General features: G+C 65.9%; 21 protein-coding genes. 14 read left to right on the forward strand and 7 right to left on the reverse strand.

The genetic code is table 11. The features are described 5' to 3' along the window. Window positions 1–2: 2 nt before the first annotated feature. Window positions 3–1,349 carry a hypothetical protein gene (locus tag IPM18_08085; GenBank protein ID MBK9119546.1) on the reverse strand — a complete coding sequence of 449 codons (1,347 nt, stop codon included), beginning with the start codon at window positions 1,347–1,349 and terminating at the stop codon, window positions 3–5. Between the two features lie 291 nt (window positions 1,350–1,640). On the opposite strand from IPM18_08085, the gene IPM18_08090 reads away from it, so the two are divergent. The 3 genes from IPM18_08090 to thiD all read left to right on the forward strand — a co-directional run bounded on the left by IPM18_08090 (window position 1,641) and on the right by thiD (window position 3,625). Then, on the forward strand, window positions 1,641–1,817 hold the full coding sequence (locus IPM18_08090; GenBank protein MBK9119547.1) for an Rdx family protein: 177 nt from the start codon (window positions 1,641–1,643) through the stop codon (window positions 1,815–1,817). Window positions 1,818–1,883: 66 nt separating this feature from the next. Continuing rightward, window positions 1,884–2,789 carry an NAD(P)-dependent oxidoreductase gene (locus IPM18_08095; GenBank protein ID MBK9119548.1) on the forward strand — a complete coding sequence of 302 codons (906 nt, stop codon included), beginning with the start codon at window positions 1,884–1,886 and terminating at the stop codon, window positions 2,787–2,789. A 56-nt stretch (window positions 2,790–2,845) separates the two neighbouring features. Continuing rightward, window positions 2,846–3,625, forward strand: a complete 780-nt coding sequence (thiD, locus tag IPM18_08100; GenBank protein MBK9119549.1) for a bifunctional hydroxymethylpyrimidine kinase/phosphomethylpyrimidine kinase — start codon at window positions 2,846–2,848, stop codon at window positions 3,623–3,625. A 13-nt stretch (window positions 3,626–3,638) separates the two neighbouring features. Here thiD and IPM18_08105 read toward each other — a convergent pair whose 3' ends face one another. The 4 genes from IPM18_08105 to dcm all read right to left on the reverse strand — a co-directional run bounded on the left by IPM18_08105 (window position 3,639) and on the right by dcm (window position 7,934). Next, window positions 3,639–4,799: a DegT/DnrJ/EryC1/StrS family aminotransferase gene (locus IPM18_08105; protein ID MBK9119550.1), complete on the reverse strand. Its 1,161-nt coding sequence runs from the start codon at window positions 4,797–4,799 to the stop codon at window positions 3,639–3,641. 576 nt (window positions 4,800–5,375) lie between these two features. Further along, window positions 5,376–5,882, reverse strand: coding sequence for a DNA mismatch endonuclease Vsr (vsr, locus tag IPM18_08110; GenBank protein ID MBK9119551.1), 507 nt, complete (start codon window positions 5,880–5,882; stop codon window positions 5,376–5,378). 10 nt (window positions 5,883–5,892) lie between these two features. After that, window positions 5,893–6,486 (reverse strand): HNH endonuclease, encoded by a 594-nt coding sequence (locus IPM18_08115; GenBank protein ID MBK9119552.1) that lies wholly within the window; start codon window positions 6,484–6,486, stop codon window positions 5,893–5,895. Then, on the reverse strand, window positions 6,483–7,934 hold the full coding sequence (gene dcm, locus IPM18_08120) for a DNA (cytosine-5-)-methyltransferase (protein MBK9119553.1): 1,452 nt from the start codon (window positions 7,932–7,934) through the stop codon (window positions 6,483–6,485). Before dcm ends, IPM18_08115 begins: the two co-directional genes overlap by 4 nt. Before the next feature lie 157 nt (window positions 7,935–8,091). On the opposite strand from dcm, the gene IPM18_08125 reads away from it, so the two are divergent. The 9 genes from IPM18_08125 to IPM18_08165 all read left to right on the forward strand — a co-directional run bounded on the left by IPM18_08125 (window position 8,092) and on the right by IPM18_08165 (window position 18,687). Continuing rightward, complete coding sequence (locus tag IPM18_08125; protein ID MBK9119554.1) at window positions 8,092–8,910, forward strand: tryptophan synthase subunit alpha; 819 nt, start codon at window positions 8,092–8,094, stop codon at window positions 8,908–8,910. An 87-nt stretch (window positions 8,911–8,997) separates the two neighbouring features. Beyond that, complete coding sequence (gene argF / locus IPM18_08130; GenBank protein MBK9119555.1) at window positions 8,998–9,936, forward strand: ornithine carbamoyltransferase; 939 nt, start codon at window positions 8,998–9,000, stop codon at window positions 9,934–9,936. A 91-nt stretch (window positions 9,937–10,027) separates the two neighbouring features. Further along, window positions 10,028–12,178, forward strand: coding sequence for a S9 family peptidase (locus IPM18_08135; protein MBK9119556.1), 2,151 nt, complete (start codon window positions 10,028–10,030; stop codon window positions 12,176–12,178). A gap of 154 nt (window positions 12,179–12,332) precedes the next feature. After that, window positions 12,333–13,397, forward strand: a complete 1,065-nt coding sequence (locus IPM18_08140; GenBank protein MBK9119557.1) for a hypothetical protein — start codon at window positions 12,333–12,335, stop codon at window positions 13,395–13,397. A gap of 222 nt (window positions 13,398–13,619) precedes the next feature. After that, complete coding sequence (locus tag IPM18_08145; protein MBK9119558.1) at window positions 13,620–15,164, forward strand: zf-TFIIB domain-containing protein; 1,545 nt, start codon at window positions 13,620–13,622, stop codon at window positions 15,162–15,164. A 193-nt stretch (window positions 15,165–15,357) separates the two neighbouring features. Continuing rightward, window positions 15,358–16,338 carry a tryptophan--tRNA ligase gene (gene trpS / locus IPM18_08150; protein MBK9119559.1) on the forward strand — a complete coding sequence of 327 codons (981 nt, stop codon included), beginning with the start codon at window positions 15,358–15,360 and terminating at the stop codon, window positions 16,336–16,338. Between the two features lie 33 nt (window positions 16,339–16,371). Then, window positions 16,372–17,136 carry a segregation/condensation protein A gene (locus IPM18_08155; GenBank protein ID MBK9119560.1) on the forward strand — a complete coding sequence of 255 codons (765 nt, stop codon included), beginning with the start codon at window positions 16,372–16,374 and terminating at the stop codon, window positions 17,134–17,136. A 111-nt stretch (window positions 17,137–17,247) separates the two neighbouring features. Next, window positions 17,248–17,712: a RidA family protein gene (locus IPM18_08160; protein MBK9119561.1), complete on the forward strand. Its 465-nt coding sequence runs from the start codon at window positions 17,248–17,250 to the stop codon at window positions 17,710–17,712. A gap of 63 nt (window positions 17,713–17,775) precedes the next feature. Next, window positions 17,776–18,687, forward strand: coding sequence for an ROK family protein (locus IPM18_08165; protein MBK9119562.1), 912 nt, complete (start codon window positions 17,776–17,778; stop codon window positions 18,685–18,687). Window positions 18,688–19,109: 422 nt separating this feature from the next. On the opposite strand, the gene IPM18_08170 is transcribed toward IPM18_08165, so the two are convergent. Beyond that, complete coding sequence (locus IPM18_08170) at window positions 19,110–20,294, reverse strand: hypothetical protein (GenBank protein MBK9119563.1); 1,185 nt, start codon at window positions 20,292–20,294, stop codon at window positions 19,110–19,112. Window positions 20,295–20,322: 28 nt separating this feature from the next. After that, complete coding sequence (locus tag IPM18_08175; GenBank protein ID MBK9119564.1) at window positions 20,323–20,700, reverse strand: CoA-binding protein; 378 nt, start codon at window positions 20,698–20,700, stop codon at window positions 20,323–20,325. 163 nt (window positions 20,701–20,863) lie between these two features. Here IPM18_08175 and IPM18_08180 point away from each other — a divergent pair, with 163 nt between their 5' ends. Both IPM18_08180 and IPM18_08185 read left to right on the forward strand, forming a co-directional pair. Beyond that, window positions 20,864–21,403, forward strand: a complete 540-nt coding sequence (locus tag IPM18_08180) for an STAS domain-containing protein (GenBank protein MBK9119565.1) — start codon at window positions 20,864–20,866, stop codon at window positions 21,401–21,403. Window positions 21,404–21,488: 85 nt separating this feature from the next. Next, the gene (locus tag IPM18_08185; protein ID MBK9119566.1) at window positions 21,489–23,051 is read left to right on the forward strand and encodes an aldehyde dehydrogenase family protein; all 1,563 of its coding nucleotides are present in this window, start codon (window positions 21,489–21,491) and stop codon (window positions 23,049–23,051) included. Window positions 23,052–23,068: the final 17 nt, after the last annotated feature.

A 23,068-nucleotide genomic window follows, 5' to 3' on the forward strand; every position in this document is an offset into this window, starting at 1 on the left:
CGCTACTGCTCGTCTTCATCCTCGGGCAGTTCCAGCGGGGTGACTTCTTCCTCTTCCTCGGGCTCCTCCGGCAACTTGGCGAGGCGCTCACGGGCGCGTGAGGCGGCCTGCGTGTCCGGGTGGGTGTCGAGGATGCGGTCGTAGAGCTCCCGCGCACGGGTGTACATCTCGATGCGGGCGAAGCGGTTGGCAAGGTCGAGCCAGCGATCCGCCTCCTCTTCGGCACGCAGCTTGGTGATGGCACTCAGCGCTTCAGGATCGTTGTTGATTCGGTCAATCGCTTCTTCGGCGGCCTTGGCAGCATCGCTGCCGGCGTACTCCTCGGCCGCGCGCCGGTAAAGCCGCAGGGCCTCGATGTAACGGCGGCTGGCCTCGTGATCGCCGGCTTCGTCGTTGAGAATCTCCCCGCGCACATTGTCGAGAGCCGACCGCATCTTCGGTCGCAGGCGGGCATCGCCCATGATCTTGCCGATCTCGGTCTCGGCCTCGCCGCGGACCGCCTCCCCTTCGAATCGCACGCTGATCTGTGACAAGATACGGATCGCGTCGTCCTGGTTATTGGCGCGGATGGATTCCTGGGCCTCTTCAAGCCACTTCTTGGTCGCTTCGAGAATCTCCTTGAGCAGCTCGTCCACCTCCTTGCCGAGCGCGTCTTCCTTCGTCACCAGCTTCTCGAGCGCTTTGGTCTGCGTATAGGCCCGGCCGAGATCCTTGCGCAGCATGAATTCGCGCACCTTGCGAATCCGGTTACGCAGCGACTGCTCATCGGTGCCCTCCGGCGGGGTACGTCGCATCTGCGCACGGACCTTGCCCTCGAGATCAAAGCCGGGGTGGAATTGGTCGGTGAGGCGTCCGCCCGTGTCGAGCATGAGCACCCAGGGGGGTCCCGGTATGCGATAGCGATCCGTGTCAGCTTCGTACCCGACGATGAACTTGACTTCCTTGCCCTTGATGACGCCTTCGGCCTGCTCCTTTTTCTGCTTGGTCAGGCCGATGATCACTACGCCTGCGCTGCCGAACTTGGTGTGCGCCGCGTTCATGATGTCGATGCTGTCAGCGGCGCTGACGGTGTCAAAGCAGAAAATCAGCACAATGCGGCTGCGGAAGCCCGCGAGTGTCGGCGTACCGGAGACGTTCTCCCACTGCTGGGCCCTGAGATAGGGCACGGGTTCGCCGATGGTGACGTTGGTCGGGCCCTCATCGCGGCGCTCATCAGGGGGCTGCCCCGGCGGGGGCTGGCCGCCACCGGGCGGGGCCTCTTGGGCGGTGACGATGCCACCGGCGCAGAGGAGGGTGAGTCCGCCCAACAAGCGGGCGAGCAGGGTACTGGGCAGGCGTGTCGACAGCATCGGGAGCTACCTCCAGGCGCGGGCTGTACCACGGCCCGAGGGACGGGCCCGCACGCGCTGTGGGAGGATACCGCGACAGCCCGGGAGTCGCCAAGCGCGCGCCTGGCAGAAGTACCCCGTGCACCTACCGGCAGCCGCGTTGTCGGGGCGTGGGACCGGGACTATCATCGACCGACACCGAGGCCCCCGGGGCCGCAGTACGTACCGATCGATGCAATCAGGAGTTGAGCGGCGATGAAGATCACCATCACCTACTGCCAACAGTGAAACTACCTTCCGCGGGCCTCCAGTTTGGCGGCCGAGCTGAAGGATGTCTACGGTGTGGACGCGGAGTTGATCGCGGGCGCCGGCGGCATCTTCGACGTTAGGGTGAACGGCAAGCTGGTGTTCAGCAAGCACGAAGTCGGGCGTTTTCCGGAGCATGCGGAAGTGCTGGATGCCGTGCAGCCGTTCGCACCCCCCGGGTAGTCATCACGGCCCCGCACACGGCCGCTCAAGCCGGGCGGCCACCGGTTCGGACCGAAGGCGGTGAAGATGCGCGTGGCGTTGACCGGGGCAACGGGATTTCTCGGTCGCTACCTCCTGCGTGAGTTGGTCGCGGGTGGGCATACCTGCCGGGCCTGGTATCGGCCGGCGAGCGACCGCAGCGGGTTGGACGACCTACCGGCCGGGCAGGTGGAGTGGGTTCCCGGCGACTTGGCGGATCCGGCCGCCGGTGCCGCACTGGTGCCGGGTTGCGATGCCGTCGTGCATAGTGCGCTGCAATGGTTGCGGTCGAACGGGCAGCGGGGCGACGACGACGTGCTGCATTTCGTCGAGCGGAACGTACTCGGCACGCTGCGACTGATCGAAGCCGCGCGGGCTGCCGGTGTGCCCCGGTTCATCTTCATTTCCACGTGCGCGGTGCATGAGCGGATTCTCGCCGATCGGCCACTGGATGAAGCCCACCCGCTCTGGCCAACCGGGCATTATGGTGCCCACAAGGCGGCGCTCGAAAAATTCGTGCACAGCTATGGGTTCGGACAGGGCTACGACATCTGTTCGCTCCGCCCCACGGGTATCTATGGCCTGGCCCACCCGGTCGAACAGAGCCGCTGGTTCGACCTAGTGCGTAGCGTGGTGCGCGGCGAGCGTGTGGTGTGCGAGCGCGGCGGGAAGGAAGTGCATGCCGCCGATGTGGCGCGGGCGGTCAGCATCCTGCTGACGGCCACGGGGATCGCCGGTGAGGCCTACAACTGCTACGACCGCTACGTCAGCGCGTTCGAAGTGGCGCAGCTTGCGAACGAACTGTCCGGCGGGCGCGCCACGCTCGAGGGTCGCCAGACGCATCCGCAACATCAGATCGATACCGGCAAACTGCGCGCACTCGGAGTAACCTTCGGGGGGACGGACCGGCTGCGCGCGACAGTTGCGGAATTGGTGGCGGTCGCGCGGCGCTAGGAATTCGGTCGCTTGTCGCGTACTCCACCGCCCAGCAATGTGAAAGGTCTCACGGCATGCAGACGGTGGCGCTCACGATCGCCGGCTCCGATCCTTCGGGTGGGGCGGGCCTCCAGGCAGATCTGAAGACCTTTCATCGGCATGGGGTCTACGGCCAGTCGGTCGTCACGCTGCTCACGGTGCAGAACACCCGTGCGGTTGCTGCGGTGCAGTTGCTGTCCCCGGATTTCGTCCTGCAGCAGCTCGACGCTGTGCTCACGGACATTCCACCGGGCGCCGCGAAGACCGGAGCGCTCGGCAGCGCTGCGCTCATCGCGGCCATTGCGGACCGCGCTGCGGAGTTCACGTTCCCGCTGGTGGTCGATCCGGTCATGGTTAGCAAGCACGGCGATCCGCTGCTGCCGCCGGATGCGGTGGCGGTGTTGCGAGAGCGCCTGCTTCCGCTCGCTACCGTCGTGACGCCGAACCGTTTCGAGGCGGCCGCGCTGGCGGAGATGGAGGTGACCGACCTCGCGAGCATGGAGCGCGCTGCGGCGGCCATCGGGGCCCGCGGGCCGCGGGCCGTACTCGTGAAAGGCGGCGATCTGGCGGGAGCCGCGGTGGACGTGCTGTGGTGCGATGGGACCCTCCAGCACTTTACCCTGCCGCGCGTACCGACTGTCCACACGCACGGCACGGGTTGCGCCTACTCGGCGGCCATCACCGCCCGCCTGGCCCTCGGGATGACGTTGCCGAAAGCCGTGGCCGCGGCCAAGGTGTTCGTCACCGCGGCGATCCAGTCCGCGCCGGGGCTGGGCCGGGGGCGCGGACCGATCAACCTGCTCGTAGAACCTTGACGGGCATCGGCTCTCACCCGCGATAGAAAGCGCGGATCGCGTCCACCACGGTCTGCTGCTGGGTCTCCGTCAGCTCCGGGTACATCGGCAGCGCCAACACTTCCGCCGCGGCCCGCTCCGCATGCGGGAACTCACCCTCCCGGTGGCCGTACTCCGCGAAGCACTTCTGCAGGTGCAGCGGCAGCGGGTAATACACCCCGTGGCCGACTTGCCGCTGCTTCAGGAACGCGGCGAGTTCGTCGCGACGCTCGCACCGTAGCACATACTGATGGTAAACGTGGCGGCCGAAGCGCTCGACCGGCGGCTGGACGTATTCCGGCACAAGTCCCGCCTCGGCGAGCAGCGCGTTGTAGCGGGCGGCCCGGGTCCGGCGGGCTTCGGTCCACGCATCGAGGCGGCGCAGCTTGATCGTGAGCAGGGCGGCCTGCAGCGCATCGATGCGGAAGTTGCCGCCGACCATGTCGTGATAGTAAGTGTGGCCGCTGCCGTGGATGCGCAGCTTGCGGGCCGTCTCGTGCAGTTCGGCGTCGTTGGTCGTCAAGGCGCCGGCATCACCGAGGGCCCCGAGGTTCTTGGTGGGATAGAAACTCAGCGCCCCGAAAGTGCCGAAGGAGCCCGCCTGCCGGCCGGACGGGTCGGTGGCGCCGATCGCCTGGGCGGCATCCTCGATGATCGGCAGGTCGTGCCGCTGCGCGACCGCGAGCAGCGCGGGCATGTCGGCAAGCTGGCCGTAGAGATGCACCGGCATCAGCACCTCGGTCCGGGGCGTGATGAGCGTTTCGGCCTGGCGGACGTCGAGGTTGTAGGTTTCCGGGTCGATGTCGCAGAAGACCGGTCGCCCGCCGAGGCGGTGGACCGTGCCGGCGGTGCAGAAGAAGGTGAACGTCGGGACGATGACCTCGTCCCCGGGGCCGACGCCGAGGGCCATCAGCGCGACGAGCAGCGCGTCGGTACCGGAAGACACCCCCAGGGCGTGCTGCGTGCCGCAGTAGGAGGCGAGGGCCGACTCAAATGCGGTCACCTTCGGACCGAGGATGTAGTAGCCCGACTCCGCAACGGCGGTGAGCTCGGCGAGAATCTCCGCCCGCAGCTCGGTGAACTGCGCGGCGAGGTTGAGCGGGGGAACGGGGGTCGGGGTCACGTCGGGAGAGACCGCATTTCCGGGGGCAGCCATGCCAACTCCTTAGTATCTGGCCAGCGCGCCGCCGTCGGTGCACGGCGGTCGGAGTACCGCAGTCGGAGTGCCGCCGTCGGACGCGCAGTCGGTATTCTAACCGTCCGCCGCCAAAGTCACGCGCCCGCCCCGCCCCAATGTGCGACGTCGACCATGGGGGGCCGACGCCGGCCATCCTCATGGCGGCGCGCACCCCGCTCCGCGGCGCAGCGTGGGAGTGAGCGATTCGGCCACCGCGCGACCCGCACGTTCCGCCGAGTATGGGGAAGCCTGCGCCCCGCCGGGGCGAAGAGGAAGGGTAAGAGACCCCTTTCCACGGGTTCCGCCTTGGCGGGCTGCGCCGCGCCGCCGCCCCATCCGTGGCTACAACCCGACGCCTCGTTGGGGCGTTCAGAGCGGATCAAAGTCCGGCTTCGCCGTCCTCGATCTGCATGATGGCCGTTAATGCGAGTGTGCTTTGCGGAGTGCGCTTACTTGACAAGCGACGAACGAGCAAAGATGCTAATGCAATGAACACTTCAACTCACGACATCAACAATGGCCAATCCGAGCATACGTTTGCAACTCTTCTTCGAATTATCGAGAACTTACTCGACGGGGTGGACGGCTACGAGTCGGAGTACGGCGACCTTCGATACTGGAAGCCAAAGAGCGTGGAAGAGGCGCGGCGATTGTTAGAAACTGTGACAGCCGCTCGATAAGCCGGTTTCTCACGGAGTTTCTTAGTTCGCACTCCCATACGATAAGCACCCGCCAGCCGTCACGACGCAGAGCGGCGATCGTTTGCTGGTCACGCTCGCGGCTCTTACTTCGCTTCTCTTTCCAAAACACGACGTTGGTGGTCGGCGTGCTGCGACCTCGCTTACAGCCGTGCATGTGCCAGTAGCAGCCGTGAACGAAAATCACTGCGCGACGCGAGCGAAACACCAGGTCGGGTTTGCCCGGCAGGTCAGGAGCGTGGAGCCGAAAGCGGAATCCCAAGCGGTGCGCGGTGCTGCGAACGATCAACTCCGGCTTGGTGTCCTTGCTGCGTATCGCTGCCATGCACCGGCGGCGCTGCGCGGGCGAGAGGGTATCGGCCACGGCGCAGCCCTCACTTCCCGCCGGGCTTGGGGCCGAACTTCTTGGTGAGGAACTTGTAGACCTCCAATTGCACGTTGCGGGGCTGACGGCGGATAAGCGCCATCGCGCTGATCGCGTCGCGCGACGTGGGCACTATCAGATTCGCTTTGTCCTTGTTATACCCCTTACACACGGCCCGGAGATTGTGTTCCTCATCCGTTCCGCCCTGACTGATCGGAATCACGTGGTCGATTTGCAAGCGGCACCTCTTGCCCGGTTCGCAGCCGGATTCCTCGCCCGCACCTGCGCCGCATACTTGGCAGGTGTAGCCGTTCCGTTCGAGGATTAGTCGGCGCAATTTGTCCCCGATGGCTCGGGAGATAACCGGTCGAAGGGCAAGCGTCTCCAGCAAGTACTCACTTGGCTTTAAATCCTCACGGTCGTTGTGTGTGAGAATCTGCATGCCGAATTCGTCGCGCAGCTCGCGGACCCGGCGCGCCCACTCGCTCACATCAGCGCCAGCGGCATCCCGCAATTGTTTGGCAGTTAGGACTACGCCCACATTGGCTTCAAAGAAAGCCTTGAGCTTTGCACGCGCACCCTGTCTCTTGCGGCTCTTCTTCATCGAGCCGCTCCCGCGATGCACTGAAAAGCCGACTGGCTGGGCAGAATGCTGAGCATTTCGGCGACATGCTCCGCGATTGAGCGTCCGAGCACAGGCGGGACCGCGTTGCCGATCTGCACGCCGACGTTGATCTTGGTCCCGCAAAACTTGAAAGTGTCCGGGAACGACTGCAACAACGCCGCTTCCAGGTGGGTAATGGGTCGGTGGGCGACGGGATGAAGGTAGCGGCCCTTCTCGGGCTTATAGAACTCGGTGCGGATCGTGACCGACGGACGATCCCACCACAGCCGGCCGAACAAGTCCGTTCCGCCTTCGGTCTTGCGCTTCCAGCAGTCGGGCATCAAGTCGAGCGGAAGATTCCAACGGTTCCCGCCCGTCGGGATGCTGCGATAGCGGGCCAGAGATTTGGCTGTGGGATTGCGTCCGATGTGCCAGTTGAAGCCCGTCGGCTCGATGGGCAGATGTCCGATGGCATCGCGGACGGTGCGCCAGCGGGGCAGGTGCTGATTCAGGAGATTCCGTTTGAGGGGGTCAACGTGCGTGGGTGTCGGGAACGAGGGCTCGCCTATCCGCGAGCCGATGACGATGGCACGCTTGCGGGTCTGCGGCACGCCGTAGTCGGCTGCGTTCAACACGCGACCTTCCACTTTGTAGCCCAGCGACTCTGCAAGCCGCTTCATCTCAACGAACTCGGCGGATTTGAGTAGCGGGGGAACATTCTCCAGCACGAATACCTTTGGCCGAGCCTGTTCAACGCATCTGAAGTAGTGCCGCCAAAGTTGGTTGCGGGGATCGTTCGGCACCCGCTCCCCGAGATTGCTAAATCCCTGGCATGGTGGGCCACCGGCGACCACATCGGCCTTCGGAAACTTCTCGATCTCCTGAATCGCGCAGTTGAGCACACGATCCGTAATGTTCGCTCGCAAGCTGTCGCAGGCGTCGCGGTCCCATTCATTAGCCAGCACGGTTCGGTACCCAGCATCCTTGAACCCGAGGGCCATGCCGCCGCACCCAGCGAAGAGTTCGATCACGCACGGCCCGTCGCCCTCGGGTTCCGCGTCGAACCGGAACGTCGCCGGACAGTCGCGGGCTTGCTTCGTGTCGCAGGGCGTGATCCGGAAGCGGTGCGAACCGATCCGCTCGATCGCCACCGTGTCACCCGGCTTGATGCCGTGTTTGGCGAAAAACTCGCGCGCCCACGCGCGCTCACGGAAGAAGCGGCGCGGCTTGCCGGTCTTGGCGTCCGTCGGGATATCCGTCAGCACGGGCGCGGCGAGTCCGTCCACGTCGAGCCGGAGCAGCTTGCCGCGCTTGCCGTTCTTCGTGGCCGCGCCGTAGCAGTCCGCCGGAAAGAAGTCGGCATGGCCGGTCAGGTTCAGGTGGTTCTGCCGGAGATTTCCGGCGGTCACACACACCAGCCGCTTTCTATGTCCGACGCGTCCGCTCATGGTGGGGTCTCATTGGGATGACGCCGATTGTAGCGAGATTCGACCCGGTCCGTACCGCTGGTGGTCGTTGGAATCCTACCGGGAAACTCGGGACGGCTTCAATCGCCTCGTTTGCCCCTCGTTGCTGCCGGTCGGCGCCGCCCGTTACACTGTCCCGATGAACCGACTCGATCAGGCCTTTGCCCAGTTCCGCGCCGCCGGCCGCCGCGGTTTGCTGCCCTATATCACCGCCGGGTACCCGGACTGCGAGACGACCGTCGAGATCCTGGCGCGGCTCGATCCGGCGGTCTGCGTCGCGGCCGAGGTGGGCATCCCGTTTTCCGACCCGATCGCCGATGGCCCGGTGATTCAGACCTCCTTCTCACGGGCCCTCGCGGGCGGCTTCCGCTGCGACGACCTGCTCGCGGCCCTGCGGGTCGGACGCGGCCGCATCGCGGTCCCCGTCCTGGCGATGGTGAGCTACTCGATCGTCTACCGCCGCGGCCCCGCCCGCTTTGTGCGCGACGCGGTGGCCGCCGGCCTGGACGGTCTGATCGTGCCCGACCTCGCCGTCGAGGAAGCGGCCGAGCTTTCCGACCTATGTGCTGCGTCCGATTGCGGGCTGGTGCTGCTGGTGGCGCCGACGACCGAACCGCGGCGTCGGGCGGCGATCGCGGCGCTGTCCCGGCCGTTCCTGTATTACCAAGCGCTCGCCGGCGTGACCGGGGAGCGGTCCGCACTGCCGGCCGACCTGGCCGCGCACGTCGCGGAACTGCGCGGCAGCACGGGCAAGCCGATCTGCATCGGGTTCGGCATCAGCACGGCGGACCACGTGGCCCAGGTCTGCGAGGTCGCCGACGGGGCGATCGTTGGCAGCGCGCTGGTGCGGCGGATGAACGCGCTCGTGTCGGCCGGTGCGGCGGGGGCAGCCGTGGCGGAGGCCGTCGCCGCCGGCGTGGAGGAGCTGGCACGCGGGTTGCCGGCGCCGCGGGCGTGACATCCGTGTCCGGTCGCGGACTGGCAGGTGTTGCGCGAGCCGGATAGACTGCGGACGGGCGCGGACCCGCACCGGAGAACACCCGCTATGGCCGTGAAACTGCACGGGCGTCACCTGCTCTCGATGAAGGATCTCACCGGGGAGGAGATTACCGCGGTGCTCGATCGGGCCGCGGCGCTCAAGGCGGACCGCGCGGCCGCACACGCCGCCGCCCCGCTCCGCGGTCAGACGCTCGGCATGCTGTTCCAGAAGCCCTCGCTGCGCACGCGGGTGAGCTTCGAGACCGGTATGACGCGGCTGGGGGGCCACGCGATCTACCTCTCACCCGTGGACTTCAAGATCGGCGAACGCGAGACGGTTGAGGATATCGCACTCGTGCTGTCACGGTACGTGGACATCCTGATGGCGCGGGTCTTCGGGCACGACATTGTCGTGGGGTTAGCGCGGCATGCGACCATTCCGGTGATCAACGGGCTGAGCGATTTCGAGCATCCGTGCCAGGTGCTGGCCGATCTGCTGACGATACGCGAGCGGAAGGGGCGTCTCGCCGGGCTGCGGGCAAACTACATCGGGGACGGCAACAACATGGCGCATTCACTGCTCTACGGGGCGGCGGGCGTTGGCATGCACATGACCATCACCGCGCCCGCCGGCTTCGAGCCCGACGCGCGCGTTGTGGCTGAGGCCACGGAGCTCGGGCGCACGACAGGGGCCGAGATCCGCGTCGTACACGAGCCGGCGCGCGGCGCGCGCGACGCTGACGTTGTTTTCACCGACGTGTGGGCGTCGATGGGTCAGGAAGCCGAGGCCGCGACGCGCAAAGAGAAGTTCCGCGGCTTCCAGGTCAACGCGGACCTGCTGCGCTACGCTCGCCCGGATGCCGTAGTCCTGCACTGTCTGCCGGCGCACTACGGCGACGAGATCGACTACGCGACCTCGCGCACGCCGAATTCGGCCATCTTCGACCAGGCCGAGAACCGGATGCATGCGCAAAACGGCCTCCTGGTGTTGCTGGCGGGCCGCTAGCAAGGAGCGCGGCACCCGAATGGAATCTGAAGCTCGTGCGCCGGCCCGCCCGAGGCGCCTGTCCGGCCCCTTGTTTCTGTTGGAGCCCCCCATGTACCGTTACACGTTCCTGTGGTCTGCTGCGTTGGTCACCCTGGTTGCGTCGACCAATCCGTTCGCCGCCGGCGACGACGCCCCGCTGCGCTATCCCGAGACCCGCAAGATCGACCAGGTCGATACGCTCTTCGGAGTCGAGATCGCCGACCCGTATCGCTGGCTGGAGGATCTCGATGCGCCCGAGACCGCGGCGTGGGTGGCGGCGCAGAACGAAGTCACCTTCGGCTTCCTCGCGGGAACACCCGGGCGCGACACACTGGGTGCCCGCATCACGGCGCTGATCGACTACGAGCGCTACGGCCTGCCTTCCAAGGAGGGTGGCCGCTACTTCTACAGCCGGAACGACGGACTGCAACCGCAATCCGTCATCTATGTCGCCGACCGGCTCGACGCCGAGCCGCGCGTGCTGCTCGACCCGAACAAGCTCTCCGCGGACGGCACCATCGCGGTGCGCGGCACGTTCGTAAGCGACGACGGCCAGTGGCTGGCGTACACCCTCACCAGTGGCGGCTCGGACTGGAACGAGATTCGCGTACGCAATGTCGAAACCGGTGAGGATAGCGAAGACCACATCCGGTGGGTGAAATTCTCCGGCGCGTCGTGGACCCGGGACAACGCGGGCTTCTACTACACCCGCTACGACGAGCCCACGGGTAACAAACTGGAGCAGGTCAATCGCTTCCCGAAGCTCATGTACCACCGCCTCGGCACAGCGCAGTCCGAAGATCGTCTTGTATATGAGCGTCCGGACCAGCCCGACTGGGGCATCGGTGGCGGTGTCACCGAGGATGGCCGCTACCTCATTATCTACCTGTCCGAGGGGACGAAGCGCGAGAACCGAATCTACTACCAGGAGCTCACCAGTGAGTCCCCCCGGACGGTTCCGCTGCTGGATGAAGCGGATGCGCAGTACAGCTTCGTGGGCAACGACGGACCGCGCTTCTGGTTCTTCACGAACCTGGAAGCGCCGCGTGGCCGGCTGGTCGAGATCGACATCCGCCAGCCCGAGCGCGTGAACTGGAAGGAGCTGATTGCGGAGGCCGCGGATACGCTCCAGGGAGTCAGTGCCGTCGGCGGGCACTTCGTGGCGGAGTACCTGCAGGACGCCAAGAGCCGAGTGGTGGTGTTTGATCGCACCGGGCAGCGCGTGCGTGATGTGGACCTCCCCACCCTGGGCACCACAGGCGGTTTCGGCGGCAAGTGGGACGATGCCGAGACGTTCTTCGTCTTTACCAGCTTCGTCGTGCCGCCGCGCATCTACCGGTACGACGTGACGACCGGTGAACGTACGCTCTTCCGTGAGCCCAAGGTGGCCTTCGATCCGGAGCGCTACGAGACGAAGCAGGTCTTCTACCCGAGCAAAGACGGTACGCGCGTCCCGATGTTCATCACCCACCGCAAGGGCCTGGTACTCGACGGTCAGCAGCCGACCCTGCTGTACGGCTACGGTGGATTCAACGCCGCCATGACGCCTTCGTTCTCGGTCAGCCGCGTCGTGTGGCTGGAGTTGGGCGGCGTCTACGTGCTGGCGAATATCCGCGGTGGCGGCGAATACGGCCGGGAGTGGCACGACGGCGGCAAGCTGGAGAACAAGCAGAACTGCTTCGACGATTTTCATGCGGCGGCCGAATGGCTCATTGCGAACCAGTACACTCGGCCCGCCCGGCTGGCAATCGAAGGCGGCAGCAACGGTGGCCTGCTGGTCGCGGCTTGTATCCTGCAACGGCCGGATCTCTATGGCGCAGGGGTGGCGGCCGTCGGTGTGCTCGACATGCTCCGGTTCCACAAGTTCACCATCGGCTGGGCCTGGAAAAGCGATTATGGCGATCCGGACGTTGAAGCCGATTTCCGCACGCTGTTGAAGTACAGTCCCCTGCACAACATCAAGACCGGGACATGCTACCCGGCTCTCCTGGCGACCACCGGCGACCACGATGACCGCGTGGTTCCCTCGCACAGCTTCAAGTTCATCGCGGCGCTCCAGGCCGCGCAGGGCTGCGCCAACCCGGTGCTGATTCGCGTGGAGACACGGGCCGGCCACGGTGCCGGCAAACCGACGCAGAAGATCATCGAGGAGATGGCTGACAAGTACGCCTTCCTCATGCGCGTGCTCGGCATGACACTACCCACCGGGGAGCCGCGCTGAGGCACGGTCAGCATTACCCAGCGGCCGCTGCGCGCCACACAGCCGGCGTGCCGGCGGCGGCGCGCTTGAGGACCGGCCCCGTGTCGCGCCACGGGGCGCGGTGGCCTGCCACGCCGCCCCTACACCGTGTATCCACCGGTAGAATGCGGTTGTCATGTTGCGGCGCTTCCGACATCGCCTGATTGTGGTTCTGCACGTCGCGATTCTGACGAGCGGCGGTCTGGCGCTGCTGGCCGCCCCGCGTGCCTGGGTGGGTGTTCTGATCGCGACGGGCGGCGCGACCCTCGGCGCGATGTTGGTCGGGCGACTCGCCAGGCGACACCTGAACGCCACGCTCGGCCGGCTGCGACGGGTCGCAGACGACATCGGCCATGGCTTGCCGGTGCCGACGCTCGATGTGCATCCCGGGGAGGACCTCTACAAACTACACGCAGCGGTCAACCTGATCGCGACCCGGTTGAGTGAGGCCCGTGCGCAGGAGGCCCGCCTGCAGGGCGAGCTGCGCCGCCGTGAGCGGCTCGCGTTCCTGGGCGAACTGGCGGCCTCAGTGGCGCACGAGGTCAACAATCCGCTCGACGGCGTGCAGAATTGCAGCCGCATCCTGCGCCGCTCGCTGCACGACCCGGCCCGCACAGAGCAGATGCTCGACCTGATCGACGGCGGTCTCGAGCGCATCGAGCTGATTGTCCGCCGCCTGCTGACGCTCGGACGCGAGCATGCCATCCGACCCAGCCCCACGCGCCTGCGCGAAGTCGTGGCAAGTGCGATAGAGTTGGTGCAGCCAAAGATCGACAGTGCGGCCGTCCAGGTGGATGTTCACCTGCTCACCGCCGACGATGAGGCCATCGTCGACCGCGCTTTGCTCGAACAGGTCCTCGTCAACCTGCTTCTCAACGCAGCCGACAGCATGCCGGCCGGCGGCCCCATCACCGTCACCGTGCGACCCACAGTCGATGTCCTACCCGATGGGCAACCTGCGCTTTGTATCGATGTGGCCGACGCCGGGCACGGCATCGCGGCGGAGGTGCGGCCGCACATCTTCGAGCCCTTTTTTACCACCAAGACCGGCGGCAAGGGCACGGGCCTCGGCCTCGCAATCGCGGCTCGCATCGTCGATGCCCATGCGGGGATGCTGACGGTTGCCCCGCGCCCGGAAGGGGGCAGTGTCTTCACCGTCGCTGTGCCACAGCCCGTTCGCCCGGTACACACCACCCCGTAAGCGGGTGCCGGGACGTTGTTGCCAGAACTTTCACCGACGCGGGTTGGGTTTCGCCGTCCGGGGTTCCGCGGCGTCACTCGGGCACTCCGCGGGGGAACCGCCTGTGGAGCAGGACCGGGAAGGTCTGGGTCACTAGGAAACATTCCAAGTGGACGTATGGCAGAAACTCACTGGTCCCCGCGGTAGACTGAAGCGCTGGCGTTTCAAAACGGGAGTGATTCCATGCGCTGCGGGCGCTGCGACTACCGGCTCTGGAACCTCGTTCAGCGCCGCTGCCCGGAGTGCGGCTCTCCCTTCCGTCCCAGCCAGTTCGAGTTTGCCCCGAGCGCCGTAGAATTCTGCTGCCCGCAATGTGGGCAGCGCTACTTCGGCACCGACGACCGCGGACACCTCGATCCCCCGGAGTTCGATTGTGTCCGTTGCGGTCAACACCTTCACATGGACAGCATGGTCATCCGGCCGTGTGCCACCGACCACGACGTGGAGGCCATGGCGGCGGGCAATCCCTGGCTGGAGCGCCGCCGTTCCGGCCACGTGCGGGCCTGGTTTGCCACGGTGGGGCTGGCACTGCTGCATCCAATGCAACTCATGGCGCAAACGCCCCAGCGCGGGCGCAATGGCGGGGCGTGGGGTTTTGCCTTGCTTACCCACTTCCTGATCTCCGCGCTGGTGGTTCCTCCTGCATGCGTCGCATCCAGCTATCTGAACGGACTCGGGCCTCCGACATCCGAAGACTGGGTCATCGCGATGCTGTTGATTCCGGCACTAGCCCTGGCGGTGCTGCTTCTCATGCTACTGTGGGCCTTGCTTACGCACGGTGTACTGCGACTCACCGGCCGCGTGGACGGCGGAGTCGGGCGCACGCTGCGGGCGTTCTGTTACGCCTCGGGTGCCAACATCGGTACGGCCATTCCCGGTCTCGGCCTGTTCAGCGGTTGGCTGTGGTGGCTGGTGGCCAGTGTGCAGATGGTACGCGCGGCGCAGCGCGTGTCGGTGCTGCGCGCCGCCTGCGCCACGCTGCTGTTGCCCGTGGCGGTTCTCCTGGCGGGTATCGTCTTCAACGTGCTGTGGTTTGCGGTATGGCTGCCGGCCGCCCGCGCGGCGGCCTTCTGGTTTCCGACGGGTCCGTTCACGATGGTGGGTCCAGGGGGAATGGGCATGGTGCCCGTTGGCGCACCGCCGCTCCAAAGTGGGCACGCCGAAACGCTGGCTGCCAACACGGCCCTATTGGACTATGCAAACACCTACGGCCAGGGCTTCGGCCCGGTGCATGCGGCCGAACTCGTATTGACGCTCCAGATGGAGGCACTCGACTTCGTCTTGCCCGATACCGGCACGTATCTCTGGCACGTGCCAATCGGGACCGTCACGTTGTCGGACTTCGAGGACGCGGAGCCAGCCGTGCAGCGCCGGCTCGTGGATACGGCGGTGGCCGCGCAACCCACTGACGTGAGTGCCCACCGCGTCGGTGACCTTGTGTTCGTGTACCACCGCATCGATCTACACAGCGCGCCTGGCGCACTCTGGCTGGTCCTCGCAAGTCCGGACCCTGACCACAACAATGCTGTGGCGAGTGCATCCGTCATTGTCGGTCTGGCGAGTAACCAGTTGATCGAGTTCACCTCCGCTGACTTTCCCGCCGCCCGCGCTGCGCAGAATGCACTGCGTGCCGCGGCCGGATACCCTGCGATCCCGAACCCCTGGGAGGTGACGCACGCCGAACCCGCGCGGACCGGCCCGGACACGGCGCCGGGGGGAGCGGAGTAAGGCGGATCGGACTCAACGTATCGGCCCGTCTGCAATTCCGCGCATCCGACCGGAGTTGACAGTCCCTTGGCCTTCAGACAGCCGTTTTTCGTGCAGCCGGCTCTGGCCTTGCTTGCCCGCTGCGCGGTCGCATGGTCTACTACCCGTTTCCACAAAGGTGGCCGGGCCGTACGCGCCGGCCCGGAGGAAGCGCATGCGCGTGCTGTCCGGCATTCAGCCGTCGGGGACCCTGCACCTCGGCAATTTCTATGGCGCGATGAAGCAGCATATCGAGCTCCAGGAGCAGCAGGAGTGCTTCTTCTTCATCGCCAATCTGCACTCGCTGACGACCGTGCACGACGCCGCCCGCCTGCGCCAACTCACGCTCGACGTCGCGGTCGACTACCTCACCCTCGGCCTCGATCCCCAGAAGGTCGTCTTTTTCCGGCAAAGCGACATCCCCGAGGTCTGCGAACTCACCTGGCTGCTCGCCACCGCCACCGGCATGGGCCTGCTGGAACGCGCCCACTCCTTCAAGGACAAGGTTGCCAAGGGCCTCACCGTCAACATGGGTCTGTTCTGCTACCCCCTGTTGATGGCGTCCGACATCCTCATCTACCGCAGCAACCTGGTCCCCGTGGGGCGCGACCAGATCCAGCACATCGAGATGACGCAGGACATGGCCACCCATTTTCATGAGGCCTACGGCCGGGAGGTGTTCACCCGCCCCGAAGCGCGGCTGAATGAAACGCCGGTGGTCCCGGGCATCGACGGTCAAAAGATGAGCAAGAGCTACGGCAATACAATCGACCTGTTCGGCGAACCGAAGGAGATGCGAAAACGCATCATGTCGATTCAAACCGACAGCACCCCGGTATCCGAGCCCAAAGACCCCGACAAGTGCAATGTGTTTGCCCTGCTCCGTCTACTGTGCGATTCGCATGAATTGGCGGACTGGGAGACGCGTTACCGGGCCGGTGGGCTGGGCTACGGCGAGGCCAAGAAGCGTCTGGCGGAACTGTACGAAGAGCGTTTCGGCGCGCGGCGCGCTCAGCGCGCCGCATGGCTCGCTCGTCCTGACGATGTGGAGGACATCCTGCGGGCCGGGGCCCGGCGCGCTCGGGCCGTCGCGCAGCAGGTGCTCTCCGATGCGCTCGACGCCGCCGGCATTGTCCGGATGACCACCGCCCAATAGCACCGCACCCCGCTTGGCCCTGTTGCGAGCCGCATGGTGTCCGAAGAGTACCGCGTCCATCTCGACGTCTTCACCGGGCCGCTGGACCTGTTGCTTTACCTGATCCGGCGTGATGAGGTGGACATCCTCGATATCCCGATCGCACGGATCACGGAGCAATATCTCGCACATCTCCGGGTACTTGAGCAGCTCGACCCGGACACGATCGGCGAGTTTCTCGTGATGGCGTCGACCCTGATCGAGATCAAATCGCGGCAACTGCTGCCGACCCTTCCCGTCGACGACTTCGGCAGCGAGGATGATCCGCGCGCCCCGCTCGTTCGCCAACTGCTCGAGTACAAGCGCTTCAAGGATGCCGCGCGGACACTGGGCGAGGCCGCCGAGGAGCGTGCCCGCCGCTTTGTCCGCCGTCCGGTCGATCTTCCGCCGGAACTTCAGGGAGTTGAGCTGGAGGAAGCCCAGGTCTGGGACCTGCTCAATGCTTTCGGCCAGATCATGGCCGCCATCGGCCGCGGCCCGCAGCAGCACGAGGTGCTTTACGACGACACCCCGCTCGAACTGCATGCGGCCGAGGTTGTGGCCATTCTCGAGCGCGAAGGTCCGAAACGATTCGATGAGCTTTTTGAATCACAGCCCTCACGCGTGCACATCATCGGGCGCTTCCTTTCATTGCTCGAGCTGATCCGCATGCGCCGGATCCGGGCCGAGCAAAGTAATCTCTTCAGTGCGATCTACCTCTTCCTGGTCGACGAGGTCGGCGAGCCGGAAGAAGCGCCCGCGCCTTTGCCCGGTAGCTGACGCTGCTCGTGCGACACGCGCGCTGAGCCGGATTACACTAACCGTGGCCTCCGTAATCGCCGCCCCGAAGCGGCGGCCGGTGGCAATCGAACCCTGTTCGAGGAGGATGCCATGAAACCCAGTGAGCGGCTGCCGCAGCTTGGTCTGACCCTGCCCCCGGTACCTGCCCCCGTGGGTGCCTACGTGCCGGCGCACCGCGTGGGCAACCTGCTCTACCTCAGCGGGCAACTGCCGCTTGTGGACGGCGCGTTGCACCTGACGGGCAAGGTCGGTGGCCAGGGTCGCTCCCTGTCTGACGGCCAGGAAGCCGCGCGTCTGGCCGCACTGAACGCTGTCGCAGCGGCGGCCGGCGCTGCTGGCAGCGTCGACGCCATCACACAGGTGGTGAAGGTGGTCGTGTACGTGAACTCCGCCCCCGGCTTCACTGAACAGCACAAGGTGGCCAACGGCGCAAGTGACCTGCTGGCTGCGGTGTTCGGCGAATCAGGCCGGCATGCCCGTGCGGCCGTGGGAGTGGCGGAGCTGCCGCTCGATGCCGCTGTCGAGATCGACGTTCTGTTCGCCGTGCAACCCTAGCGCTGGGGAGCGCCGGCAATGCCGCCGCCGTGCCAATCCGATCGAACATGAGGGCTCTGCGTTGTGACGGATCCATCGGCTGGACTGCTAGGTGTCGATATCGGCGGTACGCATGTGCGGGTGGCGCTGGTCACGGCGCACGGCGACCTGCTCGCACGGCGGACGGGCAGCATTCCCAGCGAAGGTGACCCCGAGGCACTCACTGCGCACCTCCGCGACCTGCTCGCCGAGTTGCGGGCGGAGGTCACAGCACAGCCGGAACTCGCTGGGGTGGCACTGCCCGGTGTATGGGATCCCATGACGAGCATCATGCGGAAGGCGGTGAACCTGCCGCGCCTCGAGGGCTGTCAACTCAGGGAGCTGTTCGAAGACGCACTCGACATACCCGTGCGACTCGAGGCCGACGCGAATGCCGCGATCTGGGGCCAGTGGCGGGCGCTCGACCCGCGCCCGAGCCGGTTGCTCTACCTCTCGCTGGGAACGGGTGTCGGTGGGAGTGCCATCCTCGACGGGCGCATCGTGCGGCACACGCGCAACGGTCCTGGCCACTTCGGATACCTGATCGTCGACACATCGCCGGATGCGCCCGCCGGGCGGAACAATGTACCTGGCTGCCTCTCGGCAATCGCGTCGGGGCCGGCGTTGCACCTGGCGGCGACCGGCGAAACCGACCCGCAGGCGCTCGGCGACGAGGAGCTGCCTGCTGCCGTGCTTGAGCGTGCCGCGCGGGCGCTGTCCGTGGCGTTTCTGAATCTGACGCACTTGTATGCGCCGGAGATGATCATGCTGGGCGGTGGCGTTGTCGACCACCATCCTCAACTCGTTTCCCGTGCCCAAGCCCTGTTTCGCGAATCGCGCAGCGGTCTGATCCCGCCGCGGGTTACAATCACGCGCGCTCCGCTGTCCACGCACACCGCCGGCGTCATCGGTGCGGCGCTGCTCGCGTATGCGGCAGCACGCGGAGACCTGGTGTAGTGCTGTTGCGCTGTGCAGCGTTCAATCGCAATGGTGAATAGAAAAGAAAGCGACGGCGTTCCCATGGTCGGGCGCGCCGTCGCGATGAGGTCCATCTCCGCGATTGCCGGTGAAAGCGGTTTGCTGGAACCCGTCATGCAAAGTGGGATGCCAGCGCTGCCCCAACCTCGCGCTCAGGGCGTTAACGTCGGGGGATAGCCGTAAGGCCTCCCGGGTTCAGCTAAAGGTCCTCGCAAACGATTGCTTTCGGATCGCACAACGCAGGGATCGAACCACACGTTGCTCACTCAGCACCTGAGTATAGCTCTTCGATCGGACAGATGAGGAACACAAATCCAACCCACGCCGCAGGTTTTCCGTAAACATGGTCGAGACAGTTGGTTAGACACCTGGCGAACGCACGGACTTCCGCTCCACTCCGCTTAGCCCGTCTGCTTCAAGACCAGGATCGACTCCCGTGGGGTCACGGATGGCAGGTTCCCCAGCTTCCGACCACCGGGGATCAGGTTGCGGGCTACGAGTACCTGTTCCGTTTCCAGGCCACACACCGGTGCCAGTTCTGCGAGGATCAGATCTGTCGGTATATACACATGGGCCAGCCGCGCCCCGCCCACCACGCACCAGCACGGCGCCCCGGGCCGCAGGACCCGGGCCAAGGCCCGAAAAACCTGTGCCAGATCCTCAAAGTAGGACTGAACAACGCCGGCCAGGCGTGGCTCGCCCGATGCGCGCAGCACCGCCACGGCTTCCACGGCCGCCGCAGGAAGTTCGGTTTCCCACTGCTGGGCGTATGCTCGAGGGTGCGCCCTGACCTGTGCCGTGCGCAGATCCGCGCGGTCGTTCGGTCCGTACCAGTGCGCATGCACCACCTCGAGCGGCCTGGTGATCGCGGTGTAATCGTGCCGTGATAGGTAAGGCGGCGACGTGAGGACCGCACCGACCGAAGCGGCGGAGATACCGGCGAGTTTTCGGGCGTCGCTCGCCATGACCCGCCCCGTCCCCTTGAGTGGCGTCGCAAGATCGTCGGAGATCTCGGCGAACTTTCGCGCGAAGGTCTGCCCCAAGGGTGGGGCCTGCCGCAGCGGCTTGCCGTCGGTGGTGTGCTGAGCCGCCACGGCACACAGCAACGTGGCTCGGTGCACGGGCTCGACGAGTATGTCCGCAAGTGGCTGCCAGTCGAACGGATCGGACGCGGGCGGCAGGGGGGGCAGCGGTGGCGCCGGGCCCTGTTCGCATTTCACTTGCGCGACGAACGCCAGCGCAGGTAGTGCCTCCACCCCAAGGGCAGGTCGCCCCGCGCCGGCCGCTTCGACGACGGTGGTGCCGGTTCCGGCAAACGGGTCGAGCAGCGGTGCCGTGGGACAGCCCTTGGACACGTCCGGGGTCTGGAGAAATCTGCGTACCAATTCAGGCGCGAACGCCTGCCGATAGGCCAGCCAGCGGTGTCGCGGCTCCCCCTGGAGGTCCCGGCCGACCACCAGGGGCCCGAATTCAGGGTACGGATTCAGTCGGCGAAACCAGCGCCGCTCAAGCGCCTCGCGCTCCACGGCGTCGCCGCTGGTGGCAGTGTGTCCCCGGCGTGGCGGTCGTTGGCGTCGCGGTCGCATACGCACTCTCCCTCCGAACAACCACCGCTCAGGCGTCGACGTCATCCGGCGTGCGGCCAAGACTCACGATGCTGCAAGCGAGGATCGGTTCAAGTCCCAGCCGTCGCGCTTCGGCCAGCAGTTCGTCGCTCTCGGCGCCGGGATTCACGAAGAACTCGGCGGGGCGCAGGGCGGCGATTTCCGGCAGGATGGAGCGGCCCAGCACCGGCGGCAGGTAAAGTGACACGCGGCCCACCGGTCCCGGCAGGGATGACAGGGACGGGTAGGCGCGCAGGCCTTCGATCTCCGTGGTATGTGGGTTGATCGGGTAAACCTCCCAACCCTCAGCGCGGTGTGCGCGGACCGACTTGTTACCGTACTTGGTGCGATCGGCCGATGCGCCGACGATGGCGACGGTGCGCAACATGGAACCTTCTCCATCCGGGTGACCCATAGCGCCGCAGGGTACCCCAGATGATAAAGCACTCGGGAGGGGACGTGAAACGGTGCAGCCGCACACGCTCCCAAAGACGGTTGTAAACCGGGTGCGTACAATCCCGCGCGAATACACCTTGGAGAGGTAGCCCCTGATGACCTCGCATGCGGCTCCACGAATCGCGTTTGCCCGCTCGGCCGAGCAGATCTACCTGCATGTCGGGGGACAAGCCACGCATCGCGTCGCGCTGGTGGCCGATGCACTGACCCAGGAGCTGCTGGCGCGGGTGGTCGATCGGCCGGCGGTGATCCTGGATCTCAGCGGAGCACGGTTCCTTGACAGCACATTCGCCGGCTGGCTGCTGCGGTTGCGGAACCAGCTTCGCCGAATCGATGGGCAATTGGTGCTGACGGGGACCGGCGACGGTGGGGCTGGCGCGCTGCAGACCATGGGGCTGGCCGAACTTTTTCACTGTCGGGAAATCACGCCACCGCCGCGTCTGCAAGCGGTACCCTGTCCCGAGGAAGAAATCGACGTCCCCACGATCGAATTCATGCTGCATGCTCACGAAGAACTCGCCGCCGAAAGTCCCGCCAACGCGGGCGCATTTGAGGCCATCGCCGCACAATTGCGGCGGGAGCTGGCGCGCCGTACCCCCTGCGCCCCACCGCCCCCGAACGATCCGCAGGTCTAGTGCCGCGCTTCCCTCCACCGACTGCGTGGGGGTATATTCATCCCAGCAGATGAACACGTCCCGTTACTCGAGTGCAGGTGGATCGATGAGCGACTCGCTTCGGAAGCTGGGCCTTGAAAGTGTGAATCCGGGCGGCTTCGACGGTACCTGGCTGGGCTCCGGGCCCAATCTGGAAGTCACCAGCCCCATCGACGGCAGCGTCATCGGTGCCGTGACCCAGGTCACCGAGGACGAATACGACCGCATCGTCGCCCGGGCGCACGCGGCGTTCCTGAAATGGCGTGTACTGCCGGCGCCACGGCGCGGGGAAATCGTGCGGCAACTCGGGAATCGGCTGCGCGAGGTCAAGCATGATCTCGGCGCGCTGGTCACCCTCGAGATGGGCAAGATCCTCGCCGAGGGTGAGGGTGAAGTGCAGGAGATGATCGACATCTGTGACTTCGCCACCGGCCTCAGCCGCCAGCTCTACGGTCTGACAATGCACTCCGAGCGGCACCAGCACCGCATGTACGAGCAGTGGCACCCGCTCGGCGTGGTCGGCGTGATCTCCGCGTTCAACTTCCCCGTCGCGGTATGGAGCTGGAACGCAGCCATTGCGGCCGTGTGCGGCGATGCGACTCTCTGGAAGCCGTCGAGCCATACTCCGCTGACAGCCATTGCTTGTACGAAGATCGCCCAGCGCGTGTGTGAGGACAACAACGTCGATCCAGCGATCTTCTCCCTGGTGATCGGCAAAGGTTCCACGGTCGGTGACAAGCTGCTGCACGATCGTCGCATTCCGCTCATTTCCGCGACCGGTTCCTGCCAGATGGGTTACCGCGTCGGCGAGGTGGTCGGCCGCCGACTCGGCCGGACCATTCTTGAACTTGGCGGCAACAACGCGATCATCGTGACGCCGCACGCCGACCTGAACCTGGCGTTGCGCGCAATCCTGTTCGGCGCCGTGGGTACTGCGGGACAGCGCTGCACCAGCACACGCCGCATCATCGTGCACGAGAGTCTGCGGGAGGAGCTCATCCGCCGATTGGTCGGGGCCTATGAAACCCTCACGATCGGCGACCCGCGTAAAGCGGACACGCTCATGGGACCGCTGGTGACGAAGGCCGCGGTGCAGGAATTGCAGACCGCCATCCAGCGAGTTCAGGCCGAGGGCGGCCGAATTCTCTACGGAGGCGAACCCCTCACAGGGTCTGCCTATCCCGGCGGGCACTACGTGCGTCCGTGTCTCGCGGCCGCACGGAACGAATTCTCGATTGTGCAGGATGAGACTTTCGCCCCGATCCTCTACATCATCGGCTACGGTGGAAACTCGAAGCCGCGCGACGTGGCCACGATCGAGCGCGAAATCGACGAGGCCATCGCGCTGCAGAACGGTGTGCCGCAGGGGTTGTCGAGCTCCATCTTCTCACAGCACGTGATCGAGACGGAGCGGTTCCTGAGTGCGGCAGGCAGTGACTGCGGCATCGCCAATGTGAATATCGGGACGAGCGGGGCGGAGATCGGCGGCGCCTTTGGTGGTGAGAAGGAGACCGGTGGCGGGCGCGAAAGCGGCTCAGACTCCTGGAAGGTTTACATGCGGCGGCAGACCAATACGATCAACTGGGGCAGCGAGCTCCCGCTGGCGCAGGGGTTGAAGTTCGGAGATTGATTGCGCTTCCAGCCCCC

This window comes from Phycisphaerales bacterium (assembly GCA_016716475.1).
Classification (GTDB): domain Bacteria; phylum Planctomycetota; class Phycisphaerae; order UBA1845; family Fen-1342; genus JADJWG01.

Excerpts from the sequence above, each read along its gene's own strand:
- IPM18_08185 (MBK9119566.1), top strand. The coding sequence starts at position 21,489 with ATGAGCGACTCGCTTCGGAAGCTGGGCCTTGAAAGTGTGAATCCGGGC.
- IPM18_08170 (MBK9119563.1), bottom strand. The coding sequence starts at position 20,294 with ATGCGACCGCGACGCCAACGACCGCCACGCCGGGGACACACTGCCACC.
- argF (MBK9119555.1), top strand. The coding sequence starts at position 8,998 with ATGGCCGTGAAACTGCACGGGCGTCACCTGCTCTCGATGAAGGATCTC.
- IPM18_08160 (MBK9119561.1), top strand. The coding sequence starts at position 17,248 with ATGAAACCCAGTGAGCGGCTGCCGCAGCTTGGTCTGACCCTGCCCCCG.
- dcm (MBK9119553.1), bottom strand. The coding sequence starts at position 7,934 with ATGAGCGGACGCGTCGGACATAGAAAGCGGCTGGTGTGTGTGACCGCC.
- IPM18_08140 (MBK9119557.1), top strand. The coding sequence starts at position 12,333 with ATGTTGCGGCGCTTCCGACATCGCCTGATTGTGGTTCTGCACGTCGCG.
- trpS (MBK9119559.1), top strand. The coding sequence starts at position 15,358 with ATGCGCGTGCTGTCCGGCATTCAGCCGTCGGGGACCCTGCACCTCGGC.
- IPM18_08180 (MBK9119565.1), top strand. The coding sequence starts at position 20,864 with ATGACCTCGCATGCGGCTCCACGAATCGCGTTTGCCCGCTCGGCCGAG.
- IPM18_08175 (MBK9119564.1), bottom strand. The coding sequence starts at position 20,700 with ATGTTGCGCACCGTCGCCATCGTCGGCGCATCGGCCGATCGCACCAAG.
- IPM18_08105 (MBK9119550.1), bottom strand. The coding sequence starts at position 4,799 with ATGGCTGCCCCCGGAAATGCGGTCTCTCCCGACGTGACCCCGACCCCC.
- IPM18_08085 (MBK9119546.1), bottom strand. The coding sequence starts at position 1,349 with ATGCTGTCGACACGCCTGCCCAGTACCCTGCTCGCCCGCTTGTTGGGC.
- IPM18_08115 (MBK9119552.1), bottom strand. The coding sequence starts at position 6,486 with ATGAAGAAGAGCCGCAAGAGACAGGGTGCGCGTGCAAAGCTCAAGGCT.
- IPM18_08155 (MBK9119560.1), top strand. The coding sequence starts at position 16,372 with ATGGTGTCCGAAGAGTACCGCGTCCATCTCGACGTCTTCACCGGGCCG.
- IPM18_08125 (MBK9119554.1), top strand. The coding sequence starts at position 8,092 with ATGAACCGACTCGATCAGGCCTTTGCCCAGTTCCGCGCCGCCGGCCGC.
- IPM18_08145 (MBK9119558.1), top strand. The coding sequence starts at position 13,620 with ATGCGCTGCGGGCGCTGCGACTACCGGCTCTGGAACCTCGTTCAGCGC.
- thiD (MBK9119549.1), top strand. The coding sequence starts at position 2,846 with ATGCAGACGGTGGCGCTCACGATCGCCGGCTCCGATCCTTCGGGTGGG.
- IPM18_08095 (MBK9119548.1), top strand. The coding sequence starts at position 1,884 with ATGCGCGTGGCGTTGACCGGGGCAACGGGATTTCTCGGTCGCTACCTC.
- IPM18_08135 (MBK9119556.1), top strand. The coding sequence starts at position 10,028 with ATGTACCGTTACACGTTCCTGTGGTCTGCTGCGTTGGTCACCCTGGTT.